Origin of the sequence: Mycoplasma sp. Ms02, assembly GCF_019720735.1 — a bacterium.
Classification (GTDB): domain Bacteria; phylum Bacillota_I; class Bacilli_A; order Mycoplasmatales; family Metamycoplasmataceae; genus Mycoplasmopsis.
In genome coordinates, this window is the sequence record NZ_CP081302.1 from 155,996 (window position 1) to 182,622 (window position 26,627).

General features: G+C 31.8%; 8 protein-coding genes. All 8 read right to left on the reverse strand.

The genetic code is table 4. The features are described from left to right. Positions 1 to 56: 56 nt before the first annotated feature. The 8 genes from K4L35_RS00540 to alaS all read right to left on the reverse strand — a co-directional run bounded on the left by K4L35_RS00540 (position 57) and on the right by alaS (position 26,624). Positions 57 to 18,200 (reverse strand): lipoprotein 17-related variable surface protein, encoded by an 18,144-nt coding sequence (locus K4L35_RS00540; protein WP_221617641.1) that lies wholly within the window; start codon positions 18,198 to 18,200, stop codon positions 57 to 59. 397 nt (positions 18,201 to 18,597) lie between these two features. Then, a complete protein-coding gene (locus K4L35_RS00545; protein ID WP_255558983.1) occupies positions 18,598 to 19,425 on the reverse strand; it encodes an MIP/aquaporin family protein in 828 nt (275 codons plus the stop codon). A gap of 8 nt (positions 19,426 to 19,433) precedes the next feature. Then, the gene (gene glpK / locus K4L35_RS00550; RefSeq protein WP_221617642.1) at positions 19,434 to 20,954 is read right to left on the reverse strand and encodes a glycerol kinase GlpK; all 1,521 of its coding nucleotides are present in this window, start codon (positions 20,952 to 20,954) and stop codon (positions 19,434 to 19,436) included. 22 nt (positions 20,955 to 20,976) lie between these two features. Continuing rightward, a complete protein-coding gene (gene glpO / locus K4L35_RS00555; RefSeq protein ID WP_221617643.1) occupies positions 20,977 to 22,128 on the reverse strand; it encodes a type 2 glycerol-3-phosphate oxidase in 1,152 nt (383 codons plus the stop codon). A 169-nt stretch (positions 22,129 to 22,297) separates the two neighbouring features. Next, positions 22,298 to 22,777 carry a transcription elongation factor GreA gene (gene greA, locus K4L35_RS00560; protein WP_221617644.1) on the reverse strand — a complete coding sequence of 160 codons (480 nt, stop codon included), beginning with the start codon at positions 22,775 to 22,777 and terminating at the stop codon, positions 22,298 to 22,300. Positions 22,778 to 22,814: 37 nt separating this feature from the next. Next, the gene (locus tag K4L35_RS00565; RefSeq protein WP_221617645.1) at positions 22,815 to 23,468 is read right to left on the reverse strand and encodes a BC85_0335 family putative methyltransferase; all 654 of its coding nucleotides are present in this window, start codon (positions 23,466 to 23,468) and stop codon (positions 22,815 to 22,817) included. Position 23,469: 1 nt separating this feature from the next. After that, positions 23,470 to 24,006 carry a Holliday junction resolvase RuvX gene (gene ruvX, locus K4L35_RS00570; protein WP_221617646.1) on the reverse strand — a complete coding sequence of 179 codons (537 nt, stop codon included), beginning with the start codon at positions 24,004 to 24,006 and terminating at the stop codon, positions 23,470 to 23,472. After that, positions 24,006 to 26,624, reverse strand: a complete 2,619-nt coding sequence (alaS, locus tag K4L35_RS00575) for an alanine--tRNA ligase (protein ID WP_221617647.1) — start codon at positions 26,622 to 26,624, stop codon at positions 24,006 to 24,008. The genes ruvX and alaS overlap by 1 nt, the downstream gene beginning before the upstream one ends. Positions 26,625 to 26,627: the final 3 nt, after the last annotated feature.

Consider the following 26,627-nt stretch of genomic DNA (forward strand, 5'->3'; position numbering starts at 1 on the left):
TTTTTCTTAATCTTTTCACTAGCAAAGAAAAACATTCCGTATTGGAATGTTTTTTTCTATTTAGATTTCTTTATCAATAGAGGGATTGCAACACTTAATCCTAGAGTCAATAAACCAAGGGCAATGAATCATCATGGGTTGAGTTTTTCATCTGGTGCTTGGGTGTTTTCTTGATCATTTTGCGTTTTCTTAGCCACTAAACTTTTAATTACTTTAGGTAGGTCTAATTTACTAATCTCTCTGTTTGATAGAGGTTTTTGATTTAGTAAGCTTTCAAGAGCTTTATTTAAGTCTTCATTTTTACTGTTATTTTTAATATTATCAATTGCTTGAGTATTCATATCTTTAACAGCATTGACTAGACTAATAAATTCAAGAACTTCTTGACGTAATTCATCAAATCCTTTTTTACTTTCTTTGTATAACTCATCGATAATTGTAGGCATTTCTTTTGCTTTATGATCTGAGTTGGCTAGATCTGATAAGTTGTTTAATAAAACATCAAAGTTTGAATCATTTACATCTAAATCTTGGAAGTATTTAAAGTCACTTGACAATTCTTGATTTTCTTTTAGCACTGTAAATAGGTCGTTTAAGTCTTTATCATCGATTTCTTCCACTTGATCACTTAGAGAATATAGATCATCCTTAAGTTTTTCTACTAACTCTTTATTATTTTGAACAGTTTTTGAAATTGTTGATTTAAGTGCTTGTAGTTCGTCAAGGCTTGCATTATCAATTTCTTGACTTAAATCAGTTTTTTGGCTTGAGAATAAGTCAGAATTTTGAGAAACTTCATTTTTAAGTTCATCTTTTACAAGATCAACAAGTTTTTGATTTAACTCATGTAAAACAACAGAATCTAAAGCTTCTTTATTTAATTGATCTTTAATTTGATCAATTAATTCTTGTTGTTTTTCGCTTGGATTTTGAATTTTATCGAGTGTTGATTGTAGTTCTTTTTTAGCTTCAACTTGCTCTTGTGCTTTTTCAAGAATCTTAGCTAATGAATCAGGTTGAACTACATCAAAAGAAACTAAGTTAAGATCTTTAACCTCTTTAGCTAATGCTGCTTTTTGTGCAGGGTTTAGATCTTCATTTTCATTAATTTGATCGATTACATATTGTTTAGCTTCATTTAAGAATAAAGCCTTGGCTTTGTATCTGTCTGAAGTATGATAATTTTCATGTTCTAGTAGTCCTAGATTTAGTTCATACTTCTCAGCTTTTGATAAGTTATCAAGAGCTCATACATCTCTAAACATTTGTTCAATGTCTTTATATTCAATCGCTGATGAATCAGGAAGCAATTTAACTAATGCTGACTCAAATACAGGCGATTTTGAAGCATTGTTTGCATGAACTTTATTAATGTCTGCTAAATCTTTTGGCGTAATTGATTCACCGTTAGCTTTTTTCTTAGCTAGTTCAAAGTAACGATTTTCAGGATCTTTAACAAAATCAATAATCTGATCTAAAGAATCATCATTGATTTCATTAAGCATTTCTTTAGCCTTTTCGAAAGCTTTAACAAAATCTTGCTCTGTGTAATCAGGTTTTTGTGTATTTAGTAGTGCGTCTACTAAATCAACTTCCACTTGACCTTTTGTTGCATACTCTGTGATTTCATCAATAATTTTATCTTTAAGATCGTTTAACTTTGAATCCTCAAAATCATTGTTTTTAAAGTCTTCTAAAATTGGTTTTGATTTTTCAATTAAATCAACTAGTTTATTTCTTTTTACTTCAAATTCAGGATCATCAATTGCGTCAGAGTTTAAGAATGTTCTATAAGCATCTTTTAATTCATTAATAAAGTCTAATGTTTCAATCGCTTTGTCTTGTTCAGAGTATTTTTCATCTGCTTGATCTGGATTATTTTGGGCTTTTGGAACTTCGTTTCTTAAGTTATTTACGCTATCAACTGATTCTTTGTGTTCGCTGTCAAGTGAAACTTTTCCACCGTTTTGAGGATCAATAAATCTCTCGACGTGCTCTTTAATTCCTTTGTCAAGATCAGCTTTTTTAGCTTCATCAACAATTTCGTTCAATTTATCTTCGTTTGCTTGATCTTCTTGAGGATCAACAAATGATACGTTCTTAATTTTGTCAATGTAGTATTGTTTATCTTCATCACTATCTTTATTTTCGTCAGATAGGTGGTTTAAATTGTTGATTTTATCAATTGCTTGTTGTTTTTTATCTTCAATTACTTTGGCTCTATCTAATACTTTTTTAGCTTGATCATAAATGCTTTCACCATTTTCATCCGAAATGTTTTCAATATCAGATTTTAATTTATCTTTTTCTTCATCAGATAAATTGTTTAAAGAATCAATCGCTTTTTTGAATGCTTCTTTAACATTTTTATCTAGTTCAGAAACAATTTTTGAAACTTGGTCTTTGTTTCAGTTTGCATTTTCAGGCAATGTATCAGGAGCGATAATAGATTTTGCAAGCTCTTTATTTGAAGGAACTTTATTATCCATAATTTCGTTTGCAAGATTGATCAATTCAAGATATTTATCAATTTCTTTTTTCACTTCAGGATCTTTCATGATTGGATCATTTGAATCTAGAAGATCATTTTTCAGTTTGATGTAATCAGAGTTTGAATCTGCAGCGTTATCAGCTTTTTTAGCTAATTTATCCATTTCAGCATCTAGTTCTGCTGCTTCTTGCTTAACCTCTTCAACTGATTTAGGTTTTGGGTTTGCGTTTTCAAAATCAGCAGGATTATGCACAGCATTTAAGATCTGATCTTTTAGTGCGTCTAATTGATCTTGATTTAAATGTGGATAATTTTGTGCACTGATTGAATCATAATCAGCTTTTTTGAGAGCATTTAATGAATCTGGTTGATCAAGTTTTGTTTGATTTTCGATTTCATCGAATTTTTCAATTGCTTGATCATGTTCAAGTACTTTTGGCACTTGTTTGTAGTTGTTTTCAATTTCTTCTGTTTTTGATTTTAGTAAATCTTTTTCAGCTGGCGATAAGTAATTTACTAAATCGCCTGTTTCAGGGTTTGGTTTGTCAATTTCAGAATCAACCACTTCACGTTTTGTTTTAAATCCTTCAATCTCACCTTGATTTGTTGAAGTTATATCTGAATTTGCTGGTTGAGCAAATAGTGAGTCATCTTCTAGAGTGACACCTTCATCAATTGAGAACAGGTTAGGCTTGTGATCGTCTGAAGTTTTGACTGTGTAATCAATTGTCAATCTACCTAAAACATCATCAGCTCTTAATTCAGGGCTATTTTCTTGGTATGAAACTGTTGAATCTTGATCGATAAGATCATTTTTAATGTTCGAAACTTCAACATTCGAAGGTAATAAATCATTTGATTTTGTAGCTTCTTTTTCGAAATTCATTGAATCTCGCATATTGTTTGCAATTTCATCAAGACGATCTTGCTCTGTTTTAAAGCCATCCACAACTTTGTAGAACTTCTTAGATACAACTTTTGAACCATCAGGGTTTGTATGTGAATTATCTGTAATATTAAACTCAACTAGCGTTTTACCTGAAATATCATCGTGTCCAACAACTTTTAGATTTGTAATTTCAAAGTTATCTTTATTAGGTGCATCTGGAGCAAATGTCGATTCATAGTTGCTTGCATTTCTTGCGCTTTCACCACTTGGCATTTCATTTGCTTTTGGTTGCTCTTGATTTGCTCAATCAATGTTAACCTTAGATAAATCATAACCATCAACAACTTCTTGAGCTGTTTTAAAGCCATTTAGAACTATTGAAGGTGCTTTTGGACTTGAAATAATTCCTGGTTTTTGATCAGCAGCTTTTGAAGCATCACCTTCAGGAGCTACGTAATCATTGATTAAATCCTGATATGTTTTTCCTGTTTGCACTTTAGGTGTAACAGTTAAAGTACCTGTAATATCATCTGCAACAATATCAAAGTTTTCTTCTAGGAATTGAACTTTTTCTTGTTGTGATTGATCTTGGTCAGGATTTTCTGGGTCTGATAACAATTTATTCGTTAAATCAGCAAATGTAATTTCAGAAGGTAATACCTTTGTATTTTCTGCTGTTTTTTCAGGGTCAACTGAAACAGAAACATTATTAATTAATTTATTTAATCTATTTTGTTCTGTTTCAAAGTCACTTACAACTGATACTTTTGAATCTGTGTTGTTAGATTCAATTGTCGTATCGATTGTTGAAATTAACTTATCGATAGTAAATTTAACAGTTCCATCAATATCATTTGCATTTGAAGGGGTGATTGTTTTAACTTTCGCATTTAATGATTCAAATACTCATGCACCGTCTTTGAAAACAGCTGTATGGTTTTGACCGTCTTTTTCAATTGTTAATTTTAAGTTGTTTTCAAGATTGTTAGCAATATCTGATTGAGTAGGTAATTTTGATTTATCTACATAATCAACTTTTACTGTTTGTAATAAGTCATTTAATCTTGATTGCTCGTCATCAGTTTGTAAGAAACCTCTTAGCACAACTGTTTTTGTACCATCATTTTCTGAATCTGCTGTATCTTGAGAAGTTACATCAGTTATGTTTGTTTTGTTTGAAGAAACCTTGAATTTAACTGTAATGGTTCCTTCATTGTTATTTGTTGAAAATTCTAAGATATCAGAATCAAGAACATTCGCGTTATTGTCTGTAAATAAAGCATCTAAAGTATTCATCACTTCTTCTCTTGGAACTTGAGAAGGACTTCTTGTCACATTTGTAATTAAGTTTTCACTTACTTCTTCTGCTTTAATAACTTCTTTTAAACGTTCCTGTTCTGTTTGGAATCCTGAAACTGTAGCAGTTTTTGAAACTTTATCATTTTCTGAGGTTGGTTCTAGACCTTTTACAGTAGTTGATAATTTCGCACTTGTCTCAAATTGACCATTTCTATCGTTTTCTGTAGAAATGTTTGTTGATAAGTCATCAAGTAAAATTTGAATTTTTTCACTATCGAAAACAAATGCTGTTTTTTCAGGGTTTAGAACACCTGTAACTGTTGAACCATCAGCTTTTGTAAGGGTTACAGTAAATTTAGTTTTGTCAATTTCTGTTTCAGAAGGTGTTTTTGTAGTTTCTGGATATGTTACGCCAACTGTATATTTATCCATTCTTGCTTTTTCAGTTTCTTTTGTTGAAAAGTCACCGATTACAACTGTTTTTCTGTTTGAATCTGATGAAGTAACAGCATTTTCGCCATCTAACATATCTCTTGTTGAAACAAGATCAAATGTTACAGAAATTTGTTCTGGATTTGATGTTCTATCAATCGAAACTTGTTTAATTTCAGCATCAGAATAAGCTTTACTTAATTCAGCTTTAATTTGCTCATCTGTAAAATCGTTTGCAGTAATTAAATCTGAGTTAAGAACTTGCTTTTGAGTTGGTGCTTTTGCAATCTCTTCATTAAGTCTTTGTTGCTCTGTTTTAAAGCCGTTTAAGCTTGTTGGAGCATTCAGTGGGTCAACTTGTGAATCAGTTAACGTAGAACTTAATTTAGCAATTGTCATACCAATTGATCCATCACGGTCGTTTGAATTCGTTGGAGTAGCAATCGTTATATCTGAAAGTTTCACTTTTGCATTTAGCCCATTGAATTCAAATGCATCACCGTTAAGTGTTCCTGTAACTTCTGAGTCTTGAATTTCTTGACCGTTTTCATCTAATTTAACAAGCACTAAAGAAACGTTTTGTTTTTCAAGAGTAGTGTTTGTTACTAAATCAGTTGTGTTTGCATAAGTTGCTGACTTAATTTTTAGTTTGTTTAATCTATTAACTTCATCATTATTTGTATAGAATCCACTGAATGTTTTTTCAAATGTTTGAGTAGATTCTTGATCTGATAGACCATCTCTAGTTGAAACCAATTTGTAAGAAACCTTTACAGTTCCTGTATCATCACTAGCTTCTGATAATTGAATAGAACTCTCAAGTACTTGAGCTTTGTTATCTTCTGTATTGTAGATAGTGTCTAACAACTCTTTAGCTTTTGCACTTGTAAATGCTGACGCTAAAGTTTGCTGTAAATCAGGAGTAAGAGTTAATGAACCAACTTGTGTTTTTACTGAGCTATCATCTTTGTTTAGGTCATCAAGACGTGCAGGTTCTGTTTTGAATCCTGATATATTATCAACATTTTTAGCTTCTGTTTTAGCATCGATATTTTCAACAGTTGAAGTTAACTTAACTGTGATACCAGTAAGTGTTCCTGTTTTATCGCTTTCTGAATTTGGCTGTGTGTAAGTAATATCAGTAAATAATACTTTTACTTTATTATTTGCAAAAACAAAACCATCATCATCTTTTTGACCTATTTCTCCATTGATTGTAATTAAAAGATTTTGTTTATTGGCATCTGTAAATCCAGGGTTGTTTGTTCCATGACCTTGAAGCATTTGGTTTTGTGCTTCAGGATATGTAACAACAGGTGAAAGAACATCCATCCTTGTTTGCTCAGTTGACGCTGTAACAAGACCCGTGAACTGTTTTGAGAATGTTTGCGAAGATTTAACTTCTCTTATTGAATCACCTTCATTACCTCTTGTAGATTGAAGTTTATATGTAACATTGATTGTTCCTTGGTCATTATTTCTTACAATCTCAGAATCGTTTTCAATAATAACTTTTGCATCAGGATATAGGTTAGCTAACGCGTCAAGAATCTCTTGTTTTTGAACAGAGTTTGCTGCTTTATCTTTGTTTGCAAGGTCTTTAGATTGTTTTTGAGCTATTAATTCTTGAGTTTCTAATCCATTTAACCTTTGTTGTTCTGTCTTAAATCCTGAAATTGAATTTGATTTGTTTCCTGACTCCACAGATTGATCATTTAATGAAGTTAGTTTGATATTAACTGTGTTTAAAGTACCTGCGATGTCGTTTGCAATGTTTGTTTGATTTACAAATTCAATATCATCGAAGTTAATTTTTACTTTAGCTTCAGAGTCAAAAGTAAAGCTGTTTGAATCTGAGTCGGCTGTTCCTTGGTATAAAACACCATCTTTTGTAATCGAAATTATTAATTTTGACTTATCAAGAGCTCCATCAGAAAGCATGATATCTTGTTTACCTGTGTAATCTAATGTTGTAATTGAAAAACTATTTAATCTTTCTAATTCTGAAGTAAACCCTGTAAATTGTTTTGCAAATGTTTGTGTTGAAGTAACACCTTCTAAATCCCCACCTCTTGTAGATTCGATTTGGAAAGTTACATCAATTGTTCCACTTGCGTGATTTCTTGTGATTGTTGGATTTGCTTTAACTTGAGCGTCAGGATAAAGGTTAGAAATTGCAGTTGTAATTTCAGAGTCTAGAACTTGATCAACTGTTCTGTCTACAGGAAGAGTTAAGTCAGATAAGTTTGCCTCTTTTTCAGTTTTGTATCCATCAAGACGTTGCTGTTCAGTTTTAAATCCATTAATTTCAGATGATTTAGAATCTGATTTGCTTTGGATTTTTTCATTCGTCGATGAAAGTATTACAGAAGGTGTTAATGTACCGTTTTTATCATTAGTTAATGTTGGGTTTACTGTAATATCGCTTAAGGCAATAAACACCCCTTTATCATCAAAAGTAAATCCTTGTTTTGCTTCATCTCATGAACCTGTAACTGCAGGTTCTGAATCTTTTTGAATTTGAATTGTTAGTAGCTTTTTGTTTTCTTCTGAACCTAAATTATCGTAATTAGGTAATTTAGTTGCTTTATTTGCAAAGTCAAACGTTACATTGTAAGCGTCTAATTTAGCTTTTTCTTCTGATTCTGTTAAGAATCCGTTGAATTCTTTGTTCTTAGATTCACTTGAAGTTGTTGATTCAAGGTCTTCTCTTGTAGATCTAAGTTTTATTGATGAACTAATTGTTCCATTATCTTTGTCAGCTGCTGGATCTTGTTCAATATATACTTCAACATCTTTTCCAACAAAAAGAGGGTTAAGAAGTTGTTCAATTTGTTCTTTAGTAATATCAGTGGCAAAATTTGCCTGTTTTACTAAGTCATCAAATTGTTTTTGAGATATATCAACTGACTGTAATACATCATTAAGACGTTCTTGTTCTGTTTTGAATCCACTTATTGATTTGTCATCCACCAATCTCTCAGCAGTTAAGCCTGGTACTGTTGTTGAAATTTCATATGAAATACCGATTTCTCCATTTAAGTCTGCTTCTGATGATACAGGAGTTCAAGTAATGTCAGTTAACTTAATCTCAACATTAGGATTTTCACCATCTTCAGATATAAAAGTATAAGCTCCAGTTCCACCATTTGCAGAGGAGTCATATGTACTTGTGTATGTTTTTCCATCTTTTGTTAAAGTGAATGAAAGTTTTGTTTTATCTAGCGTTTTTTCGCCACCTTTTGTATATCCTGAAACTAAAATAGATTTTTTATCTTCTGCTAAATAATCAACAGTTGATTCAAACGAGTCAATTCTGCTTTGTTCAGAGTTATTTGTAGCAAAACCTGAGAAAACTGTTGTGAAAGATTCTGAAGATTGAACATGCTCAAGTGAACCTTTAGTTGAATTCAATTGATAATTTAAAGTAATTGTTCCTGCGTTTTGATCGTAAGAAGCAGTTGCTGAGTTAACAATGGCTTGCTGCCCTTGATAAGAAGGGTTAATTAATGATAAAAGATCATCGTTGCTGTATGAACTATCAGCAATTCTATCTTTGACGTTTTGGACTTCTTGTCTTGTTAGTTGTAACGTATTACCAACTTCATTAAGTCTTTGTTGCTCTGTTTTGAATTGGTTTATAGTTTCTGTTTTTTGAGCAGAATTTGATTGTGCTTGAACACTATCTTTTGTTGAAGTTAAGCCTGTGATTACAACATTTGCTGAACCAGTTTCATCATTCTTGTTTTGAATGTCTAAGTTTGTAACTTTTGCTTTGTGTTTTTCAAAAACTCAAGATCCATCGACGTATTTAGCAGTTTCACCGTCAACTGTTAGAACAAGGTTTGGAGAATCGTTATTTGTCATTGGAATAAACTCTGTTTCAGAAGGTAAGTTTGATTTATCAGTAAATGAAACAGTAATACCTTCAAACAATTTATTTAATCTTTCTTGTTCAGTTTGGAAATTGTAAGTTTTATCTTTAGTTTGATCAGAGATTTCAGATTCTAAACCTGTTCTTGAAGATTGAAGCTTGTAACTCACACTTAAAGTACCTGCAGCATCGTCAGCTGTCACAGATAATTCAGAAACAGTAGCACTTGAACTTTGGTATAAAGTATTTAATTTTTGTTTTACCTCTTCTGAAGTTACCTCAGAAGGTGATTTTCCAAGCTCTTCTTGAGTGAAGATATTGTCAATATCAGTTGAGTTTATTAAATCATTTAATCTTTGGACTTCAGTTTTGAAACCTGAAATCAACTGTCCTTTATCAACAGATTTACTTGTAACGTTTGCATTTGATGAACTTAATAAGATTTGAGGTGTAACATTACCTAACTTATCATTTTCAGCAGTAACTGGAATTGTAATATCATCTGCTTTAACTTCAACGTCTAAACCGTCAAAAGTAAACTTATCACCATCTCATTGACCTGTTACTCAATCACTATCTTTTTGAATCTTAATTACTAAGTTTTCTTTTTGAGAAGCAATATTATCTAATAAAGGAAGTTTTGATTCTTTTTGGGCGTAATCAACTTGAACAACGTAAGCATCTAATCTTGTTTTCTCATCTCTTTCATTTAATAATCCACTGAAAGTTTTGCTTTGAGTTTGTGACGATTTAATACTTGTTAATGATTCTCTTTTTGAAACTAATTTAAACGTTGCTTCAACTGTTCCGTTTTCATTATTTTTATTTACTTGAGTAACTTCTACTTGTGCTTCATCTGAAGATTCTTGGAATAAAGCATCTAGAACTTCTTTTACTTTTTGATCAGTAACATCGTTTGCGAAAGTTACTTTTTTGTATTCTTTATCAAAATCTGCTGAAGTAATTACTTGTGTTTTTGCAGCGTTTTGAATCAACTCATTAAGACGCTCTTGTTCTGTTTTAAATCCTGAAATCGATTTGTTATCAAAAGCTTTCGGATTTGCAAGATCGACAATAGTAGAGGTTAGTTTATATGAAACTGTAAAACTTCCGTTTTCGTCATTTGCATTAGTAATAGGTTGAATTTGAATTGAATCAACTTTTATTTGAGCATTTGGATTAACACCATCTTTAGGTTGGAAAATGTATGCTTGTTTTTGAGCATCATAAGCACCTTCAAAAGTTTTTCCATCTTTTGAAATAGTGAATTTCAGATTATCTATTGTCGGTTGGTCTTTTGCAATTAAAATTGACTTTTTATTTGTTGCTGTGTGATCAACTTCTGAATCAAAAGCATTAATTCTTTCTTGTTCTGTGTTTGAAGTAGCAAAACCTGTAAATTTAGTTGTGAACACATCTGAAGATTGAACGTTTGTCATATCTTGATTATATGTAGGCGTTGTTTTTTCAGAGTTTAACTTGTAAGTTACAGTGATCGAACCATCTTGTGCGTTTGCTGCTAAAGAAACAAAATCTTTAACTTTTGCAACAGAAGAACCAAAATGTTCAACAAATTTAGGAAGTAATAAGTTCTTGTCATACGAATCTGAAGCAGTTATATCAGAAACGTTGTCTAATGATATTTGCTCTGGTTTATTTTCGTTACCAACTTTATTTAGCCGTTTTTGCTCTGTAAAGAATCCATCGATAACTTCTTCCTTATTTGAATCGTTTGAACTTTCGGCTGTGACATTTGGTTTTGTAGAAACTAATTTATCGATAGAGATTCTAGCAGTTCCATCAATGTCATTTGATTCTGAGACAGTAATTTTTTTAACTTTAGCTTTTGCTTTACTAAACACTCATTCATTGTTTGTGTAACTTGCAGTTTCACCATTTAGAGTTAATCTAAGTTTTGGTGTTTCTGAATCAGAATTTGGCACAAATTCAGTTTCAGAAGGTAATTTAGATTTATCGTTGTAATCAATTTGAATTTGATTAATTAAATCAGTTAATCTTTGAGCTTCTGTTTGGAATTGGAAGGTCTCAGTTTTATTTGTTGTTGATTTTTGATTTGTTAAATCGGATCTTTTTGAAACTAGTTTGTAATTTACTGTAATTTGTCCTGTTGTGTCATCTATTGTTATTGTGTAATCTGAAATTTCTTCTTTTGAAGAGTCATATTTAGCATTTAATTTTTCTTTTACTTGATCTTCAAAGAATGCTGAAGGCATTCCTTGTTTTTCAGATTCACTAAATAAATCAGTTATTGAAGTTTCATTAATCAATTTGGTTAAACGTTGTTGCTCAGTTAAGAAACCAGAAATTTGATTCCCTGTTTCCTTTGATTTTGCGCTTAGACCTGTAATAGTAGAAGTTAATTTGGCTTTAGCTTCAAAACTTCCGTTAATATCATTAGAGTTTGAAATTGGTGTTCCATTATTTATAACAATGTCACTTAAAAGAACTTCAAAGTTTAATGAACTATCAAAAACAAATTTGTCGTTTTGGAATGTTCCTTCATATTCTTGATTTGTATCGTTTGATCTTGCTTTAATCGAAAGTGTTTGAGAACTTACATTCGCACTTGTAACAAGACTTTCTTTTCCTGCATGATCAATAACTAAAGTATAAGAATTAAGTCTTTCAACTTCTTTTTGTTCAGTTGTAAAGCCACTAAATGTTTTTGTAAATAAATTACTTTGTTCTGAAGAAGTAACAATGTTTGAATCTCTCAACTGATCTCTATCAGACGTTAAACGATATGTAACAGCAATTGTTCCATCAGCGTTTTTAACTATTGAAAGATTATCACTTCCGTTTTGCACATAAACTTTTGCTTCATCTTGTTTTCCCTTGTAGAAATTATTTAATAAATCAATAACTTCTTGATCAGAAACTGAGTTTGCAGCTCTGTTTAAATTCATATATTCTAAAGATTCAATCTCATTTGATCTTGAATTTTTTAATTCTTGAAGACGCATTTGCTCAGTTTTGAAACCTGAAATTTGAGCGTCTGAAATTTGCTTTTGAGCAGTTGTTTGCTGTGAAGTTTTATTTGCAGTAGATTCGAGAGTGTAATCAACAGTGTAAGTTCCATTTTGATCATTTAAATTGCTAATTGTGTCGATGTTGACAGATACAATCTTTACCATTGGATCTAAACCATTGACAGCTGCAAAGGTAAAGCTGTTTGATCCTTGATCAAAGCTACTTTCAAATCTTTTTTGTTGGTATTCAAAAGTAAATTTCAGATCACTTAAACTTGGATTTTGTTTGCTTAGCAAGATTTGAAGCTTTGTACGCGAATCATCTACAGATGGGTTGATTTGATTAATTCTTTGTTCCTCATTTAATGATTGAGTAAATGTTTTTTGGAAGTGCTTACTTGAAGCATCTCCTGTTGAAACGGTTTGCAACATATCACGCGTTGAAACTAGGTTAAATTTAACTGAAATAGTTCCTGAATATGGATCTTTTTCAATTTCAAGAGAACTATCAAGAACTTTTGCGTTATTAGTTGCAAAGAAAGTATTTAGTTTATTTTTTATCTCTTCATCTGTAACAAATAAAGGTGATTTGCTTTGATCATCAAGAGTTAACTCGTCTAATTCTTGAGATCTTGTATTTTTAAGTTCTTCAAGTCTCGCTTTTTCAGTTTTGAATCCAGTAATAGTTTTATCGTCGACTTTGCTTTGTGCACTTAATCCTGTTTTTGTTGTTTTAAGTACTAAAGCAGGTGTTAAAGTTCCGTTTTGATCAAGACTGTTCAATTTTGTATTTTTAAAGTTGATTGAACTCAGTTCAACTTTTACAAATTGATCTTGACCATTTGCGCTTGTAAATCTAAAAGCATCACCCTGTTGATTTAACGTTCCATTAATTCACTCTGAATTTTGATCAGAAGATTTTTGTCTAATTTTGATTGTTAATTTCGTTTTATCAAAATCGGTTTCAGTAATCAATTTAGTTTTTTCTTGATAATCAATCTCTACGTCAAAGTTATTAATTCTTTGTTGCTCGTTTGCTTCTGTAGCAAAACCTGTAAAAGTTTTTGTTTCTTTTTCGGTGTTTGATAGCACTTTAGGTTCATTTGTTAACTTAGTTGAAACTAATTGATATTTAACGGTAACAGTTCCATTTGTAGCATTCTTTTCAATTTCAATATTATTTGACGAATCAGAAGAATTAACGTAAATGTTCGCACCGTTGGATGTATATAAATCTTTTAATAAGTCTAAGATTTCATCTTGTGTTACTTGATCAGCTGATCTTTGTTTTTTATCCTCTGTGAAATCTTTTGTATTTAATTCAGAATGTTTACTTGTTTTTAGCTCATTTAAACGTGTTTGTTCAGTTTTAAATCCTGTAATATTTGCTCTTACAGATGCAGCTTTCACAGTGCTTAATCCTTGTTTACTACTTGTTAAAGCAACTGATACACCCACTTGTCCATTTCTGTCATTTTCAACTGTAATAGCATCAAAATTAATGTCGCTGAATAGGATGTGAGCTTGTGCTTGATCAAAAGTGAATCTATCATTTGCAGTAGAGTTTGATGATATTGGTTGTGTACTTGCTTTTCAAGTATTAGTTGCACTATCTCATTCTTGAATTTGAATTTGAAGAGATGATTTTTGAAGTGTTACTAAATCACTAAGAAGACTATTTTCGCTTGAAGGATATGAAATCGATTTAATACGATATTTAGCTAATCTTTCAGCTTCTTTAGCAGGAGTTAAGAATCCTGTGAAAACCTTTGTGAACTTTTTATCGCTAGAATTAGAAGATTCAATTGCTGTAAGACCATTTCTTGTTGATTGTAATCTATATGTTGCCACAACGTCTGAATCATTAGATGATTTTGACAGCACTAAATCAATAACTTGTGCTTTTTCATCATCATTTTTATAAACTTGATTGTTTAATAAATTTTTGACATTTTCAACAGAATTTGGGTCGGATATGAAAGTTTCGGGAGTAAGATTTTTGTTTAAAGAACTATCGTTAACTGAAGATAATTTTCCTGTTGTAGTTGTATTCGTTTTTAGTTCATTAAGCCTTGTTTGCTCTGTTTTGAATCCTGATAAATCAATATCAGAAAATACTCTGCTTTCAGCTGGATTATCATACCCAACAACTTTTAGCGATACTTTCATAGTACCATTTGCATCACGAGTGTCGGGGCTAGGAATATTAGTTTGTTTTAATTCAACAATCTTTACTTTTTGACCGTCAATTGTGAAGGTGTAAAATCCAGAATCGTTGTTACCTTCTCAAACTAAAGGAGTGATAGATAAATTTCCTTCAGGATCTGCAAATGTTATTTGGTAAACATCTTTTTGAGCTTTATTAGCAGGAGTAGGAGGTGTTTCAGAAGCTAATACGTGTTGTGCATTTGGATAAGTTACAGAAACGTTTAATTTGTTAATATCATCTTGTAGACTTCTTGTCTTAAAGCCTGTTATTGTAAAGATTCTTTCATTTCCTTGATTTTCTTGATCAAGTCTTGTTTTTAATTGTTGTGCCGATTCTGTAACCGCTTGACCATTAGAGTTTTCAAGTGGTCTCACAATACGATATACAACATCAACGCTTCCATCAGTAGAATTTGGATTTTTGATATCAGTAATTTCTACTTTTCAGTCTAAATTATTTGATGTTCCTTGTCTTCTTCATGGTGATGTCTCATCGATTTCACCATTATAAACTTCAATTTCTTTTTTAAATCTTGCTGTAATTTCAGATCTGATTGTTGCTTTTTGTGATTCGTTTGCTTGATTATAAGTATTTACATACTGTTCTGCAGTCACATTAGCTTTCTTTTGAGTTAAAGTTGCTGTTTCTTCAATCAACACAGAAGCACCGTTCAATCTTCTAAATGAAGCATCAAGCGATGTTCTTAGTCTGTTTAAAGTTTGTGAGAATCCATCTAATAGAGCAACAATCCCACGACTTCTAATTTCTGAAGAACTAAACACTTTGTGAGCTTTAAAATCAGAATATCCTTCCGATTTGGTGTAAGTAGTTCCTACTTGTTCAGCTACATCTGTCAATTCTTGAGAAGTGAAATCTTTATCAGAAAGCACCAAGTCTCTGATGTATTTTGAAGATCTACCAAACAGAACATCTAAATCTAAGTTTTGTAAATTTGTATCTTGTGGAGATTCATAGAAGCCTGTCGTAGGGCTAATAGTTAAATTATTTTTAACCCTTGCATGAACAACATTATAAAGTCTTAAAAGACTTTTAGCAGAACCAACGTTTTGAGAAGACGTATCAGAAATAAATCCATCACCACTTAATCTTCTTGCAGCGTCATAGATTCTTTGTTTTTGATCTTCTGCACTGACTTTTTTAATTTCAGCATTAACAGTATCTTTTATAGCTTTCGAAATATAAGGTAAACTGTTTACTTTTGTTTCTCATATCTTATTTTTAAGATCGGTGATCATTTTTTGTCAATCACGATACATAACGTGTGCAGCATTAAGTGTATTGTTAACTTTTGAATCCTCGATATCATCTATACTTGCAGGTCTATTTTGAATATTAGACGCTAGATCATACTCCGATTTCATACCTGTGTATATGTCTTGCATTTGACGAAGATAACCTTTGTTATTAAGATCTGTTTCCCGAATTTTAATTTGTTTGGTTTTGACATTTAATGAAGATGCTTGTTCTTCGTAAGAAATAGAGTCAAGTTTTCTAAGATTGTTTACATAATTAACGCCAGATATATTATTTTCATAAATAAAATCGTAAATTAATTTACTATATCTTCTCGCAATTTCGTTGTAAACATTAGCAAATTCAGGATCTTTTTTAAGGATTGCTGCCACTTCTTGAGAAGTAAGGTTTTTATTACCTTGACTGCTTGTTCTAAGATTATCTGCATCTTTTGTAGCGTAAGTAGAAACTGGGGTTATGGCAAAAAATTCTCTGCTATTCGTGTCTGAGAAATTAACTGGTTCAACATCATTTCTCAATCCTTCAGAATCAATATAAAAATCTGGAGAACTAATAGACATTTCCTTTACATAACCTTGTCTGTCGTCATAGTAATTTGCGTGACTTTTAAGAGATTCTCTATTTAACCTTGATATATCGAAGTTTTCTATACCATTTTGATCAGCTGTTGATGATAAATATTCCAGCTTGAAGTTGTTAAAGTTTCTTTCCAAAACTTCTATGATATCCTCTAAATCTCTGATGTCACCATTTTCATTATTCATGAAATTTGCGTAATCTATATAGTCTTTATTGAACTTGTTTGCATTTTCACGTAATAAAAACATTCTGCGTTCGTACTCATAAATAACATTTCCGAAAACATTATTGTTTAATCTTACAAGTGGATTTATTAAATAGAAAAACATGGAGTAATTTCTATCTTTACTTGTAAATCCTTCAAAAAGTTTTTTTATCAATCACGATCTGTCGTCATCTACTGGGTCTCTCTTAGCATAATTTACATATCTTGCGTATTTTGGGTCTTTAAAAATTTCATCTATTTTATTAAAAAGTGTCGAAAACGAGTTTTTTATATTAGATCTTACTGATAAGTCTTTCGTTCTTACGTTCTCATTTGTTTGCAGTGATGTGGAATGTACATCTTTATAAACAGCAGAAGAATACAGAGGCGATTCTCAAATATTACTTTCATAAATTTTATATTCCCCTTCTTTTCAATACTTGTAATAACTAGCCTCATCAGTTTTCTTTTTCTTATAGTTTATTTGAATAAAAAATCTTTTCGATTCTGAGTCAAAATAGTAATCAGGATTTGTAGAAATTTCAAAACTATTCTTTATGCTTTCAGGAGTTCCTGTGGGTCAGTTTGCTAAAATGTCTAATTTATTGGCAAAAAGCTCCATATCTTGATTCGAATCAATTTTAAAGTTTGTTGTAAATGAGTTTTCATTTTGATTTGTAAAGAATCCTCTAACTGGCTGATCATTTGTAATCCTATATAAAAATCTTATCGGGTCATTACCAAACACAGATTCTTGCATTACAATTTCTAAGTTAGGCAAGTCAGCTGGAAAGGTTGCTGTTTGAACGAAGTCAGGGTCCTGAGTTATGTTTTTTCTTACAACAATTTCATAGTTTTGAAATGTAGTATTCTTTTCGTTTAAATCAGTGATACGAATTTCACTTTTATTTCTTTCTCAAGCTCTAAGAGTTGTGACGTCATAATTTACAAGACCACTACTTTCAATAAGGGAACCTGAAACTCCGACGAAACTCTTACCTCTTCTGAATAATTTACCATCCTGTTTTGCGATTGTTCCATCTTCAGAAACGTCTGTTTTTCAAAGAGAGTGTGGAGAGTCGTAGTTTTTTTCTGTTTCGAAGGTAAGCTCAAGTTTAAAATTATTCGGAGAATCTACCTTTTTAGAGTATGTGAAAGTTAAGTAAGAACCAACGTGTGCTCTCACTTTTTGCCTTCCTGATTCTGTTTGTTCAGTTAAATCTGTATTTTTAAACGAATAACTAAGTTGATTATTAAATCATCCTTCAACTGTACTTTTGATATTTCTTGGAGTTCTTGGACTAAGTTTCGATAACTCAAGTGCTGGTTGATAATTAATATTTCCCACAAATACTTTTCTGTTGTCAGAAGCTGTAGTATATGTTGTATTAGAAATTTTGTTTAAATCAAATCCTTCATTTAGAACTTCAACTCATTGCCTTTGTCCTGGTGAGTTTTCAAAAGCGTTGAATTTTATACCTCTATTATCTGAACCTTGTATAACTTTAAAGTCATCGGAAATTAAAATATTTCCAAAGAAAGTTTTCATATCTAGCTTTGTGGTGCTACGAAGAAAGTTTTCTTCTGTTAATGTAACTTTTCATTTTTGTCTACCGTATTCAGGGACCCCAGAAAGAAGTTCAACATTGAAAAAACCGTCTGTTCTCGAGTTTGGTACATATCTTGTTTGTGTACCTTCTCTGATTAATAAACCTACCCTTGATCTTTGGTTATCGTCATCTTTATAATCAGAATATACTACTGAAGAAGTATCATTAGTTCTATTGATATCGATTCATTCCTGAGTTCCATTTCTATTTTGAATGTTAAGAACTCCGTCCGAACTATTTCCTTGTTTGTTAATTAAAAGCCTAGAAGAAGTTTCTGCACCAGATGTCATCATTAGTGTAGCTAATGGGCTGACAGCTAGAGCTCCTATAACTAATTTCTTTTTCATAAAATCTCCTTATAAGAAATTAAATATAGATATATCTATATTTTGCTTTTTAATTTTAAAGATTTAAAAAAATTACATAAATAATGTATTTTTTTGAAGTTTTATGCACTTTTAATAAAAAAGATTTTAATAATCAAAAAGATAATTTGTGTATACAGCTGTTTTACAGTAACAAAAATAAAAAGTGGAATTTTATTTCCATAAATAAGAGTTTAAAATTTTTTATTTATAGATAAAGCAAAAAAAAAAAAAAAAAACAATTTGAAAACTAAATCACAAATTTTGGAGATTTTGGGAAAATTGCATATATTGCCAAAAAATGCGTAATTTTTAAAACTTTTAAAGCTAGAAATGAAAAAAACTCACGCAGTGTGAGTTTTCTTTTTTGTTTGCTTAATTAGAATAAGTATGTTAAGGCACCAACGATTAAACCACCTAATAATGGTGCTGCAAATGGTACAGATAGACCGTATGATAAATCAGCACTTGTGTGGTTTTGAATGTGTTTACCAAATAGTTTTTGTGTTGCTAAGAATACTAATCTTGGTGATAAATCACGAGCAGGGTTGATTGCGTATCCTGTTACAGAACCTAATGACATACCGATAGCCATAACGATTGCTGTAACACCAAAGTGTCCAACAAATCCTAATTCTGGAGTTGCTGCATTTCCGTTTCTTCCGACAAGAACGATTAATCCAATAAGTAGTAATGTTCCTAATAATTCGTATGAAAAGTTTTGAACGAATGCATCTCTGTGGCTTGGTCCTGTACAGCTTGATCCTTTAAGAACTGCTGCATCATTTTCTTTAATGTGTCTTCAGTTGATGAAGTTTAAAGCTGCTTGTCCTAGAGCTGCACCAACGAATGTTGCTAATGTTAATAAAACAAATGATAGAACTGCATGTCCAACATTTACACCTTCTTTACCAACGTTTGCAACAAAGTCAAACACAGCAACTGCTGGGTTTAGGTATGCTGTAGGAGCACCAATACCAACGGCTGTAATAACACCCATAAGCACTGCTAATCCTCAAGCAAGTGTGATAAGAACTCAGTTATTTCTGTTATTCTTTGCAAACATGTTTTTGAATGATGCTGATGCCACAACACCATTACCAAAAATAATTAAAACAGCTGTACCAAATAATTCACCTAAAATGTATGGCATTAAAACTTTTATTGGGCTTTCGGCACTAGCTAAAGCTGCTAATAATCCTGACATAATTCTCCTTATTCGATGTCTTTTAGTCAGTTAAGAGATCTTTTAACTGCTGTGTCTCAACCTTTTGTTAATTTTGCTACTTTTGCATCGTCAAAGGCTGGTTTGTAAACTTGATCGATTGAAACGTATTTTTCAATTTCATCAATATCATTTCAGTATTTAACTGCAAGACCTGCTAAGAACGCTGCACCCATTGCTGTTGTTTCAACAACTGTAGGTCTTACAACGTCAACTTGTGAAATTGATGACTGGAATTGCATTAAGTAATTTGATTTTGATGCGCCACCATCAACTTTAATTGTGTCGATTGGATAAGGTGTATCGGCTTTCATCGCTTTGATCAAGTCATTTGATTGGTAAGCGATTGACTCAAGAGTTGCTTTAACAATGTGTTCACGTTTAGTTCCTCTTTCAATCCCAAAGATGGCTCCACGTGAGTATGAATCTCAATATGGTGCACCTAGACCTGTGAAGGCTGGAACAATATAAACGTTGTGAGTTTCGTTTTTAAGTGCTAATTCTGCATAGAAATCACTTTCTGCTGCATTATATAGAATACCTAATGAATCACGAACTCATTGGATTGCTGAACCTGCAACGAATACCGAACCTTCAATTGCATAAACTGGTTTTGCATCTCCAAGTTTTCAAGCAACAGTAGTTACTAATTTGTTTTTAGAAAGGATTGGTTTTTCACCGATATTTACAAGCGTAAAACATCCTGTTCCATATGTGTTTTTTACCATTCCTGGTTTTACACACAATTGTCCGAATAGTGCTGATTGTTGGTCTCCTGCGACACCAGCAATTGGAACTTGACCTTTTGCTCTTAATGATCAGTGGTGTGGTTCTACATAACCATAGATTTCTGAAGATGATTTTACTTCAGGTAATATTTCACGTGGAACTTCGAATAATTCAAGTAATTCATCATCTCAGTCCATTGTGTTAATGTTAAATAATAACGTTCTTGAAGCATTTGACACGTCAGTAGCGTGAATTTTACCATCTGATAATTTTCACATTAATCACGTATCAATTGTTCCTGCAAGCAATCTTCCTTCGCTTAAAGCTTTTTTAGCTGCTTCTGAATTTTTAAGAATTCATCTAATTTTTGTACCTGAGAAGTAAGGGTTAATTAAAAGACCTGTTTTCTCTTGTACCATTTGAACTTTATCTGATAAAGTTTCACAATAATCACTTGTTCTTCTATCTTGTCAAACAATGGCGTTGTATACTGGAAGTCCTGTTAATTTATCTCAAAGCACAACTGTTTCACGTTGGTTTGTAATTCCTAGAGCTGCAATGTTATCAGATTTAATATTGGCTTTTAATTTTGCTGATTGCATTGCTGAAAGTTGTGTGTTCCAGATTTCAAGCGCGTCGTGCTCTACTCAACCACTGTTAGGGTAGTATTGAGTAAATTCACTTTGTGATACTGAAACAATATTTGTTTCTTTATCAAAGATAATTGCACGACAAGAAGTTGTACCTGCATCTAAAGTAATAACGTATTTTTTATCATTCATTTTTTATGTGATCTCCTTGGTTTTAGAAAACATCAATTTCGTAGTCAGGGTTGAAGTTTTCTCTTGGTTTTAATTCTAATTCAAGCAATTCAACGATATCTTCGGCAATTGAAGGAGCTGAAGAAAGACCTGGTGATTGCATACCTGCTGCTAAGACAAAGTCAGGGTCATTTTTTGATTTACGAATTACAAAATCGTTTGTTTCAATATCAATTGGTCTTGATCCTGAAATAGTCATTATTGTGCGATCCAATTTAATTGAAGGAACAATTTGTGTTCCGATTTTTCCAATGTAATCGTATTTTTCTCTTGTTACAAGTCTTGTATCTTCTTTTAAAACTCCTTCTTCTGCTGTCGGTCCAACGATGTATTTTCCATCTAATGTTGGAGCAACTACAACACCTTTACCGTGAATTGTTGGAACTTTAAATAAAACTGAAGAAACAAGTTTTGGATCATAGTTATCAAGAACCCTGTATTCACCTCTTCTTGTTGTTTGTTTAAAGTCATCAAAACCGTTTTCGTTTGCTAATACATCGGCGTAGTGACCTGCTGCATTAACAATTTTTCTTGCATAAACATATTCAGATCCGTTGTTAATTTCAAGTTTGAAGATTCCGTCTTCTTTCGTAATTTTTGTAACTGCACTGTTAACTTTCAGATCTGTTCCGTTTTGTTTAGAAGCTCCTAATAAAGCTTTAGTTGCTTCTACTGGATGTATTGCAACTGAAGAAGTACATAGTAAACCACCAACAACTTCAGGGTTAACATTTGGTTCTTTTGCTAAGATTTGCTCTCTATTTAAGATTTGCATATCTTTCGGGTCAAGTTTGTTTGTTAGACCTCTTTCATATAACATATGAATATGTTCCATCTCTTGTCCATCATCAAAGGCAAGAATTAACGAATCAATTTTTACTCTTGGGAATTTTAAGTGTTTAAATCAATCGTTTTGTCATTTTCTATTTCCATCGAGATTGAGACGAGCTTCTAGTTTGTGAGGCTCAGGGTCAAACCCTCCGTGAATTAGTCCTGTATTACCAAGTGAAGTTTCGTTCGCTACTTTTGGATTTTTTTCGAGAACGATAACATCTAAATCGTATCGTGCTAATTCATAAGCAATTGAAGCACCGATGATACCTGCTCCTACAATTGCTACATCATATTTTTTCATGAGTTTTTCCTTTCTAAATTTAATTACTACATATTCATTTTAACCAACATTGCATGATATTTTTCAAAAATAGTGTTTTTATGGAATTTTTTCCATATTTATATATTTTTTGAAAATTGAAATATCAGAAAAAAGCAAAATAAAAATCTGCATGTTGCAGATTTATTTATTATAGAAATTCAATATTTTTGATTTTAATCATGTATTTTGTAGGAGCTTCGACTTCGACTTCTTCGTCGATTAAGTGTCCTAACATCGCTTCAGCAAGTGGGCTTTCGTTTGAAATTTTTGCTTCAAATGGGTTTGCATCGTGTGATGCCATGATTGTAACTTTGTGCTCTTTGTTATCAGCATAGTTAAAAAATGTTACAGTTGCACCAATACTTACTTTACCTTGTGATGATACCTCAATTAAAACAGCACGGTCAATAATTGCTTCAAGTTCACTAATTCTACCTTCAACAATCCCTTGACGTTCTCTGGCTGCATCATACTCAGCATTTTCAGAAAGGTCACCTTGTGCACGAGCTTCTTTAAGAGCTTCTTGAACAGCTGGACGTTCAACGTTTACTAAGTGTTCATATTCTTTTTTGTACTTTTCTAGCGTATCACTAGCTAAAAAAACTTTTTCGTTACTTTGTGTTGCCATAGTTTCTCCCTATGTTTAAATGTTATTAAATTATAAATTAATTAGTTTTAGAAATTAACAAAAACTTACTTTTTGCAAAAGTTATTTGGTTTTTAATCTCTTTTTCTTTCAAGAAATTCATCAGATTTTTTAGTTCATTATTTTTTTGATATTTTTGATTAATAATAATCATTCCGTTTTGATTTAAAAGTGGATAATATGCTTCAAAAATTTCTTTATTTGATAAATCTGTATCGTGAAAGATGACACAATCGAGATTTTGGTTGGTGTGTGAAATAGGTGTGAAATTGATTAGTTCTTTATTTTGTGAATAAATTTCATTTCACTTTTGTGTATTAAACTCTTTTTCTTGGTAGTAAAAAGCTTGTTTAGTTTTTTCTTGCAAGGCTGCAAGCAAGTAGTTATCGTTAAATGAGTTGGCTAAATTATGTTTGTAATCGTTAATATAGATAGTGTTGATTAAGAACTCAACATCTAAATCCTCGATTTTTGAATTAAATGCATCTTTGAGTTCAAAAGGTAGAATCCCAATATCATCACGAACTTTACGTAGTTCTTGGTATAAACGTTTTTCTTCTTCTTGTGTGTACTTTTTACGAAGTCTACGACTTAAATACATCAAAGTGAAGTAAACGCTAAAACCAACAATTAAAACTACGAAAACTGAAATTAATAAAATTGTTTTTATCATATTAAACCTCTTTAAAATCAGCTAGTACATTTGATAAATCAATATCTTCAAAGTCAGTATTTGATCAATCAACTTCAAGTTCCTGTTTTTGTTTTGTGGCTTCTCTATAGTCATCTAGGTAATCTTGAAGAATGATAACAGCAGCTAGTTTATCTTTAAATTCTTTGCGTTTTTGACGTGTTAAATTAGCAGAAATTAAAACTGATTCAGCTCTTTTTGTTGAAAGTTGCTCGTTATAAAAATGGTATTCCAGTTCAAAACCATTTGAACTTAAAAAGTTTTCTAGATTTTGCTTAAATTCTTCAACCATAACTGTTCTTTGGCTTTTTGTGCCGTTCATTCTTAAAGGATGACCGATTACAATTGAAGTAATATTTTTATATTCTTGGAGATAATCAAGTGTTTTTTGATAAACATCTTGAAAGTTTTTTTCAAAAAAACGAAAGTTTTCTAATCCTGAAGCAATGATTAAATCTGAGTCAGAAATTGCAAAACCACAAGTTCTAGTCCCTAAATCAAGACCTAAAACTCTTGACATTATAAAACCTTGTCTAAAATATCAAAGATTTGTGAGATGTGAGCTACTTTACCCATTGATAGAATTTTATTTCCACCACCACGACCTTCAAGTAGTCCAAAGATTTTTTGTGCAATTGCGTTTGAATCGGCAAATTTAGAAGCAACAGCAACCATTCCAGATGCTTGATCGAAACAGATTACTACATTTTGTGCATTTTCTTCTCTTAAGTTTGCAACAACTGTTTTAACAGCTTGTGCTGAATCAACTTTAACTAAAAGCACATTTTGATCATTGATTACTTGGTCAACAATTACATCATAGTTATTTGCTGAAGCTTCTTGTGCTTTTTTAAGTAAAACTCTTCCGTCGTCGTGTGTTTTTTCAATTAAATCTTTTAGTTTGTCGTTTGCTAGCTCAAGATCAGAATTTAATTCGTAATCCAATTTGTAGTTTGCATCGATTTTTTGGTTCTTTTCGATGTTTTTGTTTAGTTCCTCTAGAAGTTGTTCTTGAACTTCTTTTAAGTAAGCTTCAACAATTGTATTTGATGAAATAGCCCTAATTCTGTATACACCAGCAGCTTTCTTTTCAACATTTGTAATTTTGAAGTTTTCTAGTTTACCCGAGTTTGACAAGTGAGTTCCACCACATAAATCAGCTGTAATTCCGTCGAATCTAACGATACGAACATTTTTTGGATTCATGTATTCTGCTTCATCAAGAGTCATAATTGCGTTGATCGCTTTTGCCTCATCAGTTGTCATTTGTAGGTATTCACGTTTTACGTCTCGTTTAATGTAAGATCTAACTTCGTTTTCGATTGCACGAATTTGTTCATCAGTAGGTTTTGTATCTGCTGGTAAGTCAAATGTCAATCTTTCTTCGTTGTTATCCGATCCGAGTTGAACAATTTGTGGACCTAGAACTTTTCTTAAGGCACAGAACATTAAGTGTGTCCCTGAGTGGTTTCTTTCTAGTCCTAAACGAATTGTTGCATCAACGTGACACGATACTTCTTGATCTTTAGAAACGTTTCCAAGAACTTTATGAATATGGTTTCCGTGTTTATCTTTGAAAACATCAATAATTTCAATTCTTTGGTCATTTTGAAGAATGTATCCACGGTCATGCTTTTGACCACCATTTGTTGCATAAAATGGTGTTTCTTTTAAAACTAAGTATGAATATTCTTCATTAGTTGCACTTTCAATACGGTTTTCACGATCAAACATTTCTAGGATTTGTGTTGTGTTTTCAAGTGTGTCATACCCAACAAAATGATCAATCTTGCTTGTTAATAGTGATAAAGAGTTGATTACTTTATCCATACCTGAAACTTGTTTTCCACGTGATCTGTTAGCGTGCTCTTCTTTTGCAGAATTAAACTCGTCTAAATTAACACTTAAATTCTTTTCAGCAAGAATCTCTGTTGTTAGTTCAATTGGAAATCCGTATGTTTCTGAAAGTTTAAAAGCAACATCACCTGGGAATTGTTTTAAATCAGGTGTAATGTATTCTTCTAGTAATTCACGACCTTTATCAACTGTTTTGGCAAATGTTTCTTCCTCAGCTTTGATTATATCTTGTACTACTTTAACATCGTATTCAAAAGGTAAAGTTGATTTGATAACTTCAACTAATTTGTATAAGAAAATTGGTTGTTTTACTTGTAAGCTCATTGCTGTATAAGCTGAACGACGGATTAAACGTCTTAAAATGTAACCACGTCCAACGTTTGAAGGTTGAGCTCCATCAGCCACGGCATTAGCAACTGCACGCATGTGATCAGCGATAACTTTGAATTTAGAGTTGATTGCTTCTTGTGATGGATCTTTTTTGAAATAGTTTGAGCCGTCATATCTAAAATCTGTGTATTTTTCGATTTCAGAAATGATTGGCATAAATAAGTCAGTATCGAAGTTTGTTGGTGCGTCTTGAAGCATTGAAACAATTCTTTCAAGACCTGCTCCAGTATCGATATTTTTTTGCACTAACTCAGTGTAATTTCCTTCTCCATCTGAATTATAGGTAGAAAAGACAATGTTTCAAATTTCGATGTAACGATCATTTTCAATATCGTTTTGTAAAAGCTCGATTCCTCTTTGGTCATATTTTGATCCACGGTCATAGAAAATTTCTGTGTTTGGACCACAAGGACCTGATCCTACTTCTCAAAAGTTAGTTGATTCATCACCAGGAATCATGTGTGATTCTTCAAAACCGTGTGACATTCAAAGTTCTTTTGTTTCTAAATCTTCATGATAGTATGTAAAGTAAAGTTTGTCTTTTTCAATTTTTAAAACGTCTAATAAGTATTCAGCAGCAAAAGCGATTGCTTCTTTTTTAAAGTAGTCACCGATTGAAAAGTTACCAAGCATTTCAAAAAATGTATGGTGACGAGCTGTAACACCTACATTTTCGATGTCATTTGTACGAATCGCTTTTTGTGAGTTTGTCAATCTTTTAGCAGGTGGTGTTTTTTTACCTGAAAAAAAGTCCTTTAAAGTTGCAACACCACTGTTAATTCATAAAAGTGAAGGGTCGTTTTGTGGTACTAAGCTTTTTGTTTCAACAATTAAGTGTTGTTTTGATTCAAAAAACTTTAATCAACTTTCTCTAATTTCTTTTGAAGTCATAAT